Annotated in this window: 11 protein-coding genes and 1 pseudogene; 2 read left to right on the top strand and 10 right to left on the bottom strand. The window is 70.3% G+C overall.

The features are described from left to right. Nucleotides 1–20: 20 nt before the first annotated feature. The 8 genes and pseudogenes from G3I60_RS11440 to G3I60_RS45335 form a co-directional block, all read right to left on the bottom strand. Nucleotides 21–1889, bottom strand: coding sequence for an ABC transporter ATP-binding protein (locus G3I60_RS11440; RefSeq protein WP_164293210.1), 1869 nt, complete (start codon nt 1887–1889; stop codon nt 21–23). Then, nucleotides 1886–3622 (bottom strand): ABC transporter ATP-binding protein, encoded by a 1737-nt coding sequence (locus G3I60_RS11435; protein ID WP_164607071.1) that lies wholly within the window; start codon nt 3620–3622, stop codon nt 1886–1888. The genes G3I60_RS11440 and G3I60_RS11435 overlap by 4 nt, the downstream gene beginning before the upstream one ends. 2 nt (nt 3623–3624) lie before the next feature. Then, nucleotides 3625–3867 (bottom strand): MbtH family protein, encoded by a 243-nt coding sequence (locus G3I60_RS11430; protein ID WP_164293208.1) that lies wholly within the window; start codon nt 3865–3867, stop codon nt 3625–3627. Nucleotides 3868–3959: 92 nt separating this feature from the next. Continuing rightward, nucleotides 3960–4865 (bottom strand): ABC transporter ATP-binding protein, encoded by a 906-nt coding sequence (locus G3I60_RS11425; protein ID WP_164293207.1) that lies wholly within the window; start codon nt 4863–4865, stop codon nt 3960–3962. Beyond that, a complete protein-coding gene (locus G3I60_RS11420; protein WP_343240877.1) occupies nt 4862–5944 on the bottom strand; it encodes an iron chelate uptake ABC transporter family permease subunit in 1083 nt (360 codons plus the stop codon). The genes G3I60_RS11425 and G3I60_RS11420 overlap by 4 nt, the downstream gene beginning before the upstream one ends. Beyond that, nucleotides 5941–6978 carry an iron chelate uptake ABC transporter family permease subunit gene (locus tag G3I60_RS11415; protein ID WP_244809711.1) on the bottom strand — a complete coding sequence of 346 codons (1038 nt, stop codon included), beginning with the start codon at nt 6976–6978 and terminating at the stop codon, nt 5941–5943. Before G3I60_RS11415 ends, G3I60_RS11420 begins: the two co-directional genes overlap by 4 nt. An 841-nt stretch (nt 6979–7819) precedes the next feature. Further along, on the bottom strand, nt 7820–8437 hold the full coding sequence (locus G3I60_RS11410; RefSeq protein WP_164293206.1) for a VOC family protein: 618 nt from the start codon (nt 8435–8437) through the stop codon (nt 7820–7822). A gap of 183 nt (nt 8438–8620) precedes the next feature. After that, nucleotides 8621–8787, bottom strand: a pseudogene (locus tag G3I60_RS45335) (3-oxoacyl-ACP reductase); the annotation flags it as partial. Nucleotides 8788–9242: 455 nt separating this feature from the next. Between G3I60_RS45335 and G3I60_RS11405 the strand changes: the two are divergent. Continuing rightward, nucleotides 9243–11012, top strand: a complete 1770-nt coding sequence (locus G3I60_RS11405) for an MOSC and FAD-binding oxidoreductase domain-containing protein (protein ID WP_164607069.1) — start codon at nt 9243–9245, stop codon at nt 11010–11012. A 26-nt stretch (nt 11013–11038) separates the two neighbouring features. Here G3I60_RS11405 and G3I60_RS11400 read toward each other — a convergent pair whose 3' ends face one another. Together G3I60_RS11400 and G3I60_RS11395 are read right to left on the bottom strand one after the other, a co-directional pair. Continuing rightward, nucleotides 11039–11293: a hypothetical protein gene (locus tag G3I60_RS11400; RefSeq protein ID WP_203672727.1), complete on the bottom strand. Its 255-nt coding sequence runs from the start codon at nt 11291–11293 to the stop codon at nt 11039–11041. 155 nt (nt 11294–11448) lie between these two features. Continuing rightward, complete coding sequence (locus tag G3I60_RS11395) at nt 11449–11652, bottom strand: hypothetical protein (RefSeq protein WP_138351957.1); 204 nt, start codon at nt 11650–11652, stop codon at nt 11449–11451. A gap of 213 nt (nt 11653–11865) precedes the next feature. Between G3I60_RS11395 and G3I60_RS11390 the strand changes: the two genes are divergently transcribed. Continuing rightward, nucleotides 11866–12306 carry an Hsp20/alpha crystallin family protein gene (locus G3I60_RS11390; protein WP_164293204.1) on the top strand — a complete coding sequence of 147 codons (441 nt, stop codon included), beginning with the start codon at nt 11866–11868 and terminating at the stop codon, nt 12304–12306. The last annotated feature ends 120 nt before the right edge of the window (nt 12307–12426 follow it).

Genomic DNA, 12426 nt, shown 5'->3' with positions numbered 1-12426 from the left:
GGTGAGGGTCAGCCGAATACTTAGGCTAGCCTAACCTTATTATCAGGGGAAGTCGGGGTCCGGGACTCCCATGCCGACCACAACTGGGCATAACGGCCCCCGGCCCCGACCAGCGTCTCGTGCGACCCCTCTTCGACGATGCGGCCGTGTTCGAGCACGACGATCCGGTCGGCCGACGCCGCCTGGGTCAGACGGTGCGCCACTATCAGCGTGGTCCGCCCGCGCGTCGCCGCGGCGGCGGACTCCTCGAGCAACCGGGCGCCGAGGCTGCCCGCCTCGGCCGTGGCCTCGTCGAGCACCGCCACCGCCGGGTCGGCCAGTACGAGCCGGGCCAGTGCGAGTTGCTGGGCCTGGGCGGCGGTCAGCTCGTGCCCACCCTCGCCGACCACGGTGTCCAACCCCTCGGGCAGCGCCTCGGCCCACTCCAGAGCGCCCACCGTGGTCAGCGCCTCCGTGGCCCGCTGAACAGTGGCGCCGGGGCTGGCCAGCCTCAGGTCCTCGATGAGCGGTCCGGCGAAGACATGGATCTCCTGGGTGATGAGAGCGACCCGGCCGCGGAACCCGTCGGTTCCGAGCGCGGCGGGCGACACTCCGCCCAACTGCACGGTGCCGCGCCGCGGACGCAGCGATCCGGCGACGATGGCGGCCAGCGTGGACTTGCCCGCGCCGGTAGAGCCGACCAACGCCACCCGGGACCGTGCGGGTACCCGCATGCTGATCCCCCGCAGTACATCGGCCCCGCCGGCGTAGGCGAAGTGCACATCGGTCAGGTCGAGCGAGGCGTCCGCGGGAACCTGTCCGGGGGCCCCGGACACTTGCCCCGGCCCCGGCCCCTGCTCCTGCTCCTGCTCCTGCTCCGGGGGCATCTTGACCACACCCACCAGCCGGGCGAGGCTCGCCCCCGCGGCCAGTACCTCGTCGAAGACGAAGAGCAGCATGCCGATCGGTTCGAACAGCCGGTGGAACAGCACCGCGGCGGCCGCGGCCTGACCAACCGTCACGGTGCCCTCGCGGACCAGCAGGAACCCGGTGACGAGAATGACGGACAGACCACCGAACTCGGCGCGGTTGACCCGGCCCACGAAGCGGGTGAACAGGTCGAACACCCAGACCGACACATCCCGTGAACTCCGGGACGCCATGCCGATGTTCTCCAGATGGCGATCCTGCAACCCATAGGCGTGCACCGTACGCCGGCCCTGCATGCTCTCCACCAGGCGCTGCGACGACCGCGCGACGGTCTTGCGCTGCTTGGCGTACCGGGGCATGGCCAGGGGCAGATACCAGCGCAGCGCCAGCACGTAGAGGGGTACGGCCACGGCGCCGGCCAGCCCGAGCCGCCAGTCCAGGCTCGACATGGCGGCCAGCGTGAGGGCGCCGAGCAGCGTCGAGGAGATGACGACGGGGATCCGTTCGACGAGCGCGTTGCTCACCTCGGCGACATCGGCGCTGACCCGCGACAGCAGGTCGCCCCGGCCGGCCCGTTCGAGGGTGGTGACCGGCAGGGTCAGAGCCCTGGACACGGTGCGCTCACGCAGCACGGCCAGGATCTGTCCGCCGAGCCGGGCCACCAGATACGAGGTCAGGCCGGTGGCGGCGCCACCGACGAGCGCCGCCGCGGCGATCGTGACCGCGATCCCTAGGATCGCCGACGAGCCTGCCCCGTCGCGCACCCGGTCGACGAGGATGCCGAGCGCGTACGCCGGGCCGACGGCCGCGGCCGCGCCCAGCAGCCCCACCAGCAGGGTGAGGGCGAGGGCGGCGGGGCGTTCACGGAGCCGGCCGCCCAGCCAGCGCCAGGTGGTACGGGAGTTCGCGATCGGCAGCAGGTGTTCGTCCGGCTGTTCGCTCTGCTCGCTCTGATGACTCTGTTCGCTCTGTTGGCTCATCGGAGCACCGCCCGTCGGTAGTCGTCATCGGTGGCACCGAGTTCGGCGTGGATCCCTTCGGTGACCACCCGACCGCCGTCGAGGACGACGACACGGTCGGTGGCCGCCAGCATCGCCGGGCTGTTGGTCACCAGCACGGTGGTGAACGCCGCCGTCCCCGCGAGATGGCGCAGGTCGCGTACGCCCTGGGCGATGGCCTGTTCGGTGACGGTGTCCACCGCGGTCGTCGGGTCGTGCAACACCAGGATCGGCGGGCGGGCCAGCAACGCCCTCGCCAGGGCGACCCGTTGACGCTGTCCGCCGGACAGGCCGGACCCGCGCTCCACCACCTCGTACGCCAGGCCCTCGGGATGGGCCGAGACGACATCGCCGGCCGCGGCGGCGGCCAGTGCGCCGGACACCGCCGCCGGGTCGGCGTCGCCGTCCGCCCCCGCCGTCAGGTTGGCGGCGAGCGTCCCCTCGAACAGGTCGGTGCGGTGCGGTTCCACCAGCATCGTGCGCCGGGCGTCGGCCAGGCTGATCCCGCCGAGCGGCTCCCCACCGAGGAGCACCTGGCCGTCGTACTCGTGCGGCACCACCCGCCCGGACAGGACCCGGACGAGGGCGTCGGCGTCGGCGCCCCGGTGGGCCACGATCCCGACGAACTCACCGGGCCGGGCGTCCAGATCGATCGTGTCGAGGGTGCCGTAGCGCAGTCCGCGCACCGCGAGTCCGGGCGAGGCGGCGACGGCCGGGCCGGCAGGAGCGCCGCCGTCGGTGTGCAGCACGGGGGCCGAGACCACCCGCGCGATACGGTCTGCCGACGCGCGGGCCTCGGCGATCCAGCCGGGGATGACGGCGAGCAGGCCGACCGGTGCCATCAGGAACTGCGCCACCCCGATGATGGTCAGGAACTCGCCGATGGTTATCCGCCCGCGCAGCGCGAACCAGCCCGCGGCGACGGCGATTCCGCAGGCGAGCAGCGAACCGCTCGCGTTCGAGACCGCGTTGTAGACGCCCTGGGTGCGCGCCGCCCGCAGGGCGGCGGCCAGGGATTTCTGGCTGACCTCCGCATAGCGCCGGGACGCGGCGGCTTCGGCGCCGATGCCCTGCAACGGCCGGACCCCGCTGACCAGGTCGGTCGCCAAGGACGCGGCGGTGCCCATCATCTCCTGTTGCTCGGCGACCCGGCGGGTGATGCGCGGGGTCGCCAGGTGCAGTGCCAGCAGCGCCAGCGGTGTCGCGACCAGCACGGCGATGCCGAGCGGGACGTCGATGAACAGCAGGGTCACCGAGCAGACCGCCGTGGCCACCACCGCGCCGGTCGCCCGGGGTATGTAGTCGATGATGTACGACGCCTTCTCGGCGTCGCTGGAGGAGATCGTCAGCAGGTCGCCGGCGCGCAGTTCGGTCTCCATGCCGCGCGGATCCATGATGCGGCCGGCGACCTCCAGCCTCAGCAGGTGCGCCTCTTCGGCAAGGGCCCGCATGAGAGTGCGGGCCCCGTACCGGTAGACGATCGTCAGCACCGTGAACAGCCCTGCCAGCCCGGCGAGCCACCACAGGAGTGACGTCCCGTCACCCGGCCCGATCGCGCGGTCCACGATCACGCCGATGAGCACCGGAACGAGTGCCTCGCACACCTGGTGCAGGCTGATCAGTACGGTTCCGGCGGTCAGCCGCCGGGCGTTGCGGGTCGTCGTCCGGCGCAGGACGCGCCCGCCGGTGGCCGGTGGTGTCGTGGGCCCGGCCACGGTCAGTGCGCGACGGAGTCGGCGTCGGCGGTCATCCGCTCGCGCAGGCTCCGGGGACGCAGGTCCGTCCAGGTGCGGTCGATGTAGTCCAGGCACTCCTGGCGCGGGGCTCCCGGTCCCTGGCCGAGGGCTATCGCCCAGCCCTGCGGGACTTCCTTGAAGGTCGGCCACAGCGAGTACTGCTCCTCGTCGTTGACCAGCACGTAGAAGCTGCCGCTGTCGTCGTCGAAGGGGTTGTCGGACACGGGGTCTCCTCAAAATGGCCGCTGGGCGCCCCGGAACAGGCGCGATCCGCACGATGTAAGTGATGCGCGAGATGCGCAGAGGTTAGCCTAACCTAACTATGGACCGTGGTCGCGGTCCGGGGTGCGGTCACGATTCCGGACCGGGGGATGATCAGCGGGGTGTGCGTCTCGGGGTCGTCGATGATGCGGCAGCGCAGCCCGAAGACCTCCTCGACCAGCTCCGCGGTGACGATCTCCCGGGGGTCGCCCTGCGCCACGATCCGCCCGGCCTTCATCGCGATGAGGTGATCGGCGTAGCGGCAGGCGTGGTTGAGGTCGTGCAGCACCGCCACCATCGTGGCGCGCTGCTCCCGGTTGAGCCGTACGCACAGCTCCAGCACCTCGACCTGGTGGGCGATGTCCAAGAAGGTCGTCGGCTCGTCGAGAAGCATGATCGAGGTCTGCTGGGCCAGGACCATCGCCAGCCACACTCGTTGGCGCTGCCCGCCGGACAAGGTGTCGACCAGCCGACCGGACAGGTCGGTGACCCCGGTGGCCTCCATCGCCTCGAGTACCGCGGCCTCGTCGTGGGCCGACCACTGCCGGATCAGCTTCTGGTGCGGGAAACGTCCGCGGGCGACCAGGTCGGCCACCGAGATTCCCTCGGGTGCGGTCGACGACTGGGCGAGCAGACCCAGTCGCCGGGCGACCTCCTTGGCCGGATAGCCGTGAATATCCCGGCCGTCCAGCACGACCCGCCCGCGCCTCGGGCGCAGCAGCCGGGACAGCGCCCGCAGCAGCGTCGACTTCCCGCAGGCGTTCGGGCCGACGATGACCGTGAACCGCCCGTCGGGCACCTCCACACTGAGGTCCTCGCAGATGGCCCGCTGGTCGTAGCCGATGGTCACGCCCTGGGCGTGCAGTCGTGCGGGCGTAAGGCCGGCCTCAGTCTGTGCGGACCCAGTAATCTCAAGGGCATCGCTCTGCGCCGTTTCGCTCGGTGCGGGGGTGGCATTCATTTCCGGCCCCTCGTGTTCCTGGCGAGCAACCAGGCGAAGTAAGCGCCGCCCAGGCTCACGGTCACCACTCCCACCGGCAGTTGAGTGGGAGCGAACAGCCGCACCGCGAGGAAGTCCCCGACCAGGAGCAGCAGCGCTCCGGTCACCGCGGAGGGCACCAGCGCGATCCCCGGGGCCCGGGTGAGCCGCGCCGCGATCTGCGGGGCCGCCAGCGCGACGAAGGAGATCGGCCCGGCGGCGGCCGTCGCCACCGCGGTCAGCGCCACCCCGACCGCCAGATACGCCAGCCGCACCGGCTCGCGCCGGACCCCGAGCGCGGAGGCCGCGTCGTCACCGAGTTCCAGCAGCCGCAGCGACGGGCCCATCGCCACCAGGAGCAGACTGAGCGCCCCGACCGCGTACGCCACCGGTGGCACCTGGTCCCAGCTCAGGTCATTGAGGCTGCCCTGGCCCCACAACGCTGCCGCGTAGGCCGTCTGCAGATCCGCCTTGATGATGAACCACTGGTTGACCGAGCCGAGGACAGCGCTGACCGCTATCCCGACGATGATCAGACGGAACCCCTGCACCCCCTGCCGGTAGGCCAGCAGATAGACCACCGCGGCGGTGAGCAGCCCGCCGACCAGCGCGCCCACCGAGGTCTGCGCGTAGTCATGGCCGACGTAGGCCGTGGCCACCAGGACGCCTGTGTACGCACCGGTGTTGAAACCGATCACGTCGGGGCTGCCCAGCGGGTTGCGCATCAGGGACTGGAACACCGCGCCGCTGAGTCCCAGCGCGGCCCCGATGAGCAGCGCCAGGACCACCCGTGGCAGCCGCCACTCCACCACCACCAGCCGGGCCCAGCCGGATTCCTGGCCGGTGAGGGCGCGTACGACCTGGTCCGGAGGGAGGGAGAATTCGCCGGTGCCCAGCGCCAGCACACCGACCACCAGCGTCAGCAGCAGGAGGATCGCGCAGACCACCGTCGTCCGGACGCTCAGCCGCACCGAGACAGCCGCCGACGGCCGGAGCACCAATACCCGGTGGCCGAAGTCGACCCGGGGAGCGCCGTCCTGGCGGCGCGTCAGGGCCTTCACAGCGCGCTGACGTTCGAACGACGGACCATCCAGATCAGCACCGGCGCTCCGACGAACGCCGTGACGATCCCGGCCTGCAGTTCCGCCGGCCTGATCACCAGCCGCCCTATGACGTCGGCGCTCAGCATCAGGACGGGCGCGCAGACGACCGTGAAGGCGAGGATCCAGCGCTGGTCGGGGCCGACCAGCCAGCGCACCGCGTGCGGCACCATCAGCCCGACGAACCCGATCGGCCCGACCGCAGCCGTCGACGCGCCCGCCAACAGCATCACCGCCAGCACCGCTAGTACCCGGGTACGGGTGATGTCCGCGCCCAGCGAGCGCGCGATGTCGTCACCCATCGCGACGGCGTTCAGCGACCGCGCGACCGTCAGCGCCAGCAGCAGCCCCACCCCGATGAACGGTGCCACCGCCAGCGCGATGCTCATCGGACGCCCCCCGAGCGTCCCCACGTCCCAGAACCGCAGATAGTCGAAGGCCCGCGGCCGTACGAGACGGATGCCGGCGGAGAGTCCGTCCATCACCGCTCCGAGCGCGACCCCCGCCAGGGTGAGCCGCACCGGCGTGGCACCGCCGCGCCCGATGGACCCCAGGGCGTACACCGCCACCATCGCCACAGCCACCCCGGCGAAGGCGAACCAGACGTACGACCAGATGCTGGTCAGCCCGAGCACGCCGACGGCGAACACCACGAACAGCGCCGCGCCCGCGTTGACCCCGAGGATCTGGGTGTCGGCCAGCGGGTTGCGCGTCACCGCCTGGATCAGCGCGCCGCACACCCCCAGCGCCACCCCGGTCAGCAGTCCCAGCACCAACCGCGGAACCCGCAGTTCCCGCACGATCGTCTGCTCATCGGTGCCGGTGTAGTGGGCGAACGCGTCCCAGGTGGTGTGCACTCCGATCGTCCGTGTCCCCACCGCGATGCTCAACAGGCACGCCACCGCGAGGAGCGCCACACACGCCAGCAGCCACCCCGCGCGGCGCGCGTCCGACGCGGCTATACCGGTCGTCCCCGCTGAACGCTGCGCCTTCACCGCCCGAGGCGGCCGATCAGACACCCGAGCACGCATTCCCGTACATCCTCACAAGCCACAGGTACACACAGCCGGACAGACGCATAGCCGTCGAAGCCAGGCGCCCATCTTGGTTAAGACAGGCTAACCTAATCTAAGCGTCGATCATCCGCCGCCCCCATGACGCAAGGCAAGTAGCATGCTCCACCCAAAACGGACGGAAACGAACGCTGTCGCCGGCGCACAGGACCCAGTGCGGTTCCTCAGGCATCCCATCCGGGGAGAGTCCGGGCCACCGGACGACGGGCGGGCGCGGGCGCCAGGCTTCTGGAACCGGCGCCCCGATTCGCCCGGACGGGCATTCGAGAACGCTTTGGTCGCGAGGCGTAGTCGCTCCGCAGCCGGAGGGCGGACGAGCGAAAGAAGCCCACCCCGTCCGCCATCCGGTCTTGGCACCGGCCGAGTTGGCCTTCACCGGTGCAGACCCGAGACCCACCGCACCCAGCGCCCGCCAAACCCTGCACCCTCGACCCCGCCGACACAGCAAGCCCCCGGAAGATCGCGAAGGCCCCCTTGCCGAGGAGGAGCCAACCGGCCGGAGCACACCCGTGTCAGACGAATTGCCGCTTATATTCCATCGAGCACCCAACCCGGTTCGGGTAGTTTCATCCGTTATGCATTCGACGAGGTCGTGTACGAGTTCCGCTACATCGACCTGGAACGGCCCTTGCGGGCGCTGTCCTCCTATCGAACGACGGCCACCGCACCAGTTGACGCTCTCCGGACAGGTGCACTGCCCGCTGAGGGCACACTCCGCGCTCGATCACTCCCCATCCCTGGCGTCGGGCGGAGTTGCGGGCGCTCACGAAGGCAGCTCGGTTCCGGCCTGCTCGGCCACCATGTAGTCCGCGTACCAGTCCGGCCAGTTCGGATCCTGCGCGCCGGTGCGCGCCTCGTGCTCGCCGTGTGCGGCCGCGGCGCGGCGCAGCGCGGCCGCGAGGTCCGGGGAGGACGAGAAGGTGGTGACCGTGGGGTCCATTCGTCCCGGGAGCCGGGTGGTGATCTCCTGCAGGACCCAGCCGTTGCCGTCCGGGTCGCTGAATGACAGGAACGAGCCGTAGCTGCTGCGTCGCGGATCCGGGCCTGTTACCCGGTCGTCGGTTCCGGCGTGGTGGAAGACACCGCCTGCGTCGTGGAACACCTCGCTCGGGTCGGCGCCGAGTTGCTTGAGCTGGTCGTGGGCGGCCTCGATTGCGTTGACGATCAGGTGGAGTCCCTGAGCCGAGCCCGGTGTCTGGGAGGTGACTGAGGTGCCGAAGATGACCGACGCCGGCGAGCCGGGCGGGGTCACCTGCACCACCCGGAAGTTCTCGTCGGTGGCGACGTCGGCGTCGAGCCGCCAACCCAACCCTGTGTAAAAGTCCTTGGCCCGGTCGACATCGGCCACCGGCACCACGACGACTTCGAGCTTCATGTCCATGACCCGCGCCTCCTGCGCTCGTCCGAAAATGCCGACAAGGCGAGACTTGCACGGCCCGATCACCGGGGCACCCCCAGCGCATGGCAGGGGTCGATGTGGGCCAGGGAGGTCACGGGCCAGAGCGTCCCGCGTGCCCGGTACGGCTCGTGCGGTGAGGCGTCAGCAACCGACGCTCAGGCAGCCCGCGTTGCTGCGGATCCCGCGAGTGGCGTACTCGAACGCGAGAGCCTTCGGGGCGGACCGGAGTCCACCTTGGTCAGCGAGCGAGCACGGAGGGGACGGCCAAGTGGGCGTGATCGACCAGGCTGGTAGTTCTGCACGACGTGGCCACCGCCCTGACACAACATCTGCCCTCGAGTACTACCTCAAAAGTCACCCGTCCGGCCCATCCGTGGTCGTGGTCACGCACGTGCTGGCGTTCGCTGGTGTGCAGGGACCGGTGCGCCACGCCTAGCGGGTTCCGTGCGGCATACGTGGGATGGCCCTCCTCGTCACCGTCTGGGGCCCGCTGAAGCCGGCAGTCAGCTGAACCGTGCGAGGAGGTTTCCTTGATGGCACACCATTCCATCGCCGCGGGCAGTTGCCCGTGACGCCGCAGGGGCGCCCCGACCGGGGGATGGCCGCGCGACGGCACACGCCCCGCTCGGCTCAGGGCGATTTCGAGCCGCACTCCAGAGAGCCAGGGCCCGAGGGAGGTCATCGAACGCCGGACGGGCCAGTCGAGACCCGCGTATGTATGCGCCTAGCGGGCGTAATGTCGGCTTCGCGCCCATACGGCGGCTGCGCTCGAGAGAATGGATATCGTATGGCCACTCTGATCGCCGTGAACGTCGGCATGCCGAAAGGCGTTGCCTGGCATGGCAGGACCACGCATACCGCCATCTGGAAGCACCCTGTCGCCGGACCCCTGATGGCGCGGCGGCTCAATCTGGACGGCGACGGGCAAGGCGACCTGTCCGGGCATGGCGGCGAGCAGCGTGCCGTACTGGTCTACCAGCTGGACTCCTACCGCCACTGGCAGGAGCACATGAAGCGGGACGACTTCACGTACGGCCAGTTCGGCGAGAACTTCACCGTGGAGGGACTCGCCGACGACGAGGTGTGCATCGGCGACCGCTACGAGATCGGCGGTGCGCTCTTCGAGGTCACGCAACCCCGGGTGACGTGCTACCGGGTGGGGTTGCGGCTGGGAGAACCTCGGATGGCCGCCCTGCTCGTGTCCCACCGCCGCCCGGGCTTCTACATGCGCGTGCTGGCAGAAGGGCAGGTGCAGGCCGGAGACGAGATCGTAAAAGTCGTCTCGGGCCCCGAGGAGATGACGGTCGCAGAGATCGACGCGCTGCTCTACCTGCCTGGTCACGCCCGGCCGCAGCTCGAACGCGCCTTGCGCATCCCAGCACTGAGCCCTGGGTGGAAGACGTCGCTGCAAGCCTTGCTCGACGACGCGGATCGCGGCCCTGGCGCCGTGGGCGGCAACAGTGGGCTCAGCGTCACCAGCCCGCCTCCGGCATGGCCCGGGTTCCGCCCGCTCGAAGTCGTCCGCATCGAACCGGAGAGCGCGAGTATTTTCTCGCTCACTCTGGCGTCAGTTGACGGTGAACCGCTCCCAGCCGCGTTGCCGGGGCAGTTCCTCGGAGTCCGCTTGCGGCCGGACCCACAGGCCTCCCCGGTCATCCGGAACTACTCGTTGTCCGGCCGACCGGGCGCCGAGACCTACCGCATCAGTGTCAAGCAGGAACCGCACGGTCTCGCCAGCACCTACCTTTCTCAGCACGTGAAAGTGGACGATGTTCTCGATGTCGCCGCTCCGCGCGGTACGTTCCTGCTGGCGGACGCGGATACTCCTGTTCTGCTGCTGTCCGCCGGTGTCGGCGCCACTCCGGTCCTGGCCATGCTGCACGCTCTGGCAGCGAAACCCTCACGGCGCCCGGTGTGGTGGCTGCAGGCGGCTCGAGACGGCGAGAACCACCCCTTCGCCGACGAAGTGCACGCGCTGCTCTCCCGGCTCGCCGCAGGCCGGTCATTCGTCTCCTACAGCCGTCCGCGCAGCGTTGACCGCCCAGGTATCGACTACACGATGACGGGGCGGCTCAGCGTCGAGCGGATCCGCGCCCTCGAGCTGCCTCCGGACGCCGACGCCTACCTTTGCGGTCCAGGCGCGTTCATGCAGGACGTGTCCGAAGCCCTGGAGTCCTGTGGCATGCCGTCCTCGCGTATCCACACCGAGATCTTCGGGGCCGCACCCGCCGTCACCCCCGGTGTGGTCGCGGGATCCGCCAGGGCACCGCACCAGCCGGCCCATCCTCCCGGCGGACAGGCGGGGCCGTCCGTGTCCTTCGCTCGCAGCGGGCTGACCGTCCCCTGGCACCGCGACTACGGGACCCTGCTAGAACTCGCCGAGGCATGCGACGTGCCCGTGCGCTGGTCCTGCCGCACCGGCGTCTGTCACACCTGCGAGACCGGGCTGCTTTCGGGCCACGTCGACTACTCCCCGGAGCCTGTAGACCTCCCCGCCGAGGGAAGCGCCCTCATCTGTTGTTCGACGCCGCCTGCCGATTTGGTCCTGGACATGTGACCGGCTTGCGTCCGCAGCCAAGGGCGTCACGCTGCTGCGCCCGTATCCGTTCGCTGCGCCGCTCCGAGCGAGTCCGCGAGGCGCTGGAAGACGTCCAGGAACAGGTCATCGACGGTGAGTGCGACGACGAGGCGTTCTCCGGCCAGGGCTGGGAGCCGTCGCACGCCGGACCGGCGGAAGGTCCGGTACGCGGCTTCCACGTTGTCCGTGGCGTCGAGCGCGGCGTCCCGCTCACCTTCCCCCCAGCAGAGCCCTCCCCTGACCTGGCCGACAGGGAACATCGGTCCTGTTTCACGGGCCGTTGAGCGTCCTCGGCTCCACGGCACAGTGGCGCGGCCGGCGAGAGCCCCGGCCGCGCCGCGGAACATCCGCGGCCGTACGTCGTCCGTACAGGCACAGGAACGGGCAGTTCGGTCCTCCTGCGCAGCCCCTGCACTCAATAGTGCGCGTGGTGCGGCTGCCGGGGCCGGGCCAGGACAGCATCCGGGATCCGGCGGATCTGCGACCGCCGCGTGCGCCGAGCGGACAGCCGGTCCACGACTGCCTCGGCGGCGAGGGTCGCAACCAGTACCAGCACCATTGCGGCGCCCAACATGTACACAAAGAGCGTCCAGAAGTCCGCGGTCAGGGTCGTATACACGGCGGTCATCTCCTCACATCTGCTCGTCAACAGGAGCTTCCGTCCCTCAGCCTCCCCCCGCTGCGCGCCCTCCGCCCGGGGCCGGATGGGTCATTCGGGGCCCGTACGGCCGGTCATGTGTAGGCCGTACGGCCCCTGATGCGGTACAGCAGGGAACAGGATCCTGGAATCGCACCCGCACAGTCCGTGAACGTTCGACGCGAGGAGGAAGCGATGAGTGCGAAACTGGAACGGCGCCAGGGATGGCCGCCGCTGCTGCCGGAACTGTTCGACTGGATCGAGGCCGGCATCCCCGCCGTGCCGGGCATGCGGAACGTGCCCGGACTGCACGGCATCCGCATCGAGCAGCAGCTGGCCGAGGGCGCGTACGTCGTGAAGGCCGAGTTGCCCGGAATCGACCCGGACCAGGATGTCGAGATCAGCATCGACAGTGATGTGCTGGTCATCCGCGCCGAGCGCACGGAGAAGGCCGAGGGCAGGCACCACTCGGAGTTCCGCTACGGAGCGTTCGCCCGTTCCGTCCGGCTGCCCGCGGGCGCCCGGGCGGACGAGACCACGGCCGACTACAAGGACGGCGTCCTCACCGTGAACGTCCCGGTCGCAGAGCCGAAGACCGGGGCGCGCACCATCAAGGTGCAGCGCGCCGACGCGTGAGAACCCCGTGATCCCCCGGCACGACCGGGACGGGGAACGACGACCCCGACCGCGCGACTCCGGTCCGCGGTCGGGGCGGCCGCACGCTCCCAGAGATACCGGTCCCACGCCAGGATCCTC

Origin of the sequence: Streptomyces sp. SID13666 (assembly GCF_010548325.1) — a bacterium.
GTDB lineage: Bacteria > Actinomycetota > Actinomycetes > Streptomycetales > Streptomycetaceae > Actinacidiphila > Actinacidiphila fildesensis.
Note: the sequence above shows the minus strand (reverse complement) of the source record. Positions and strands in the feature narration are given on the sequence as shown.

Excerpts from the sequence above, each read along its gene's own strand:
- G3I60_RS11440 (WP_164293210.1), bottom strand. The coding sequence starts at position 1,889 with ATGAGCCAACAGAGCGAACAGAGTCATCAGAGCGAGCAGAGCGAACAG.
- G3I60_RS11425 (WP_164293207.1), bottom strand. The coding sequence starts at position 4,865 with ATGAATGCCACCCCCGCACCGAGCGAAACGGCGCAGAGCGATGCCCTT.
- G3I60_RS11410 (WP_164293206.1), bottom strand. The coding sequence starts at position 8,437 with ATGGACATGAAGCTCGAAGTCGTCGTGGTGCCGGTGGCCGATGTCGAC.
- G3I60_RS11405 (WP_164607069.1), top strand. The coding sequence starts at position 9,243 with ATGGCCACTCTGATCGCCGTGAACGTCGGCATGCCGAAAGGCGTTGCC.
- G3I60_RS11400 (WP_203672727.1), bottom strand. The coding sequence starts at position 11,293 with ATGTTCCCTGTCGGCCAGGTCAGGGGAGGGCTCTGCTGGGGGGAAGGT.
- G3I60_RS11390 (WP_164293204.1), top strand. The coding sequence starts at position 11,866 with ATGAGTGCGAAACTGGAACGGCGCCAGGGATGGCCGCCGCTGCTGCCG.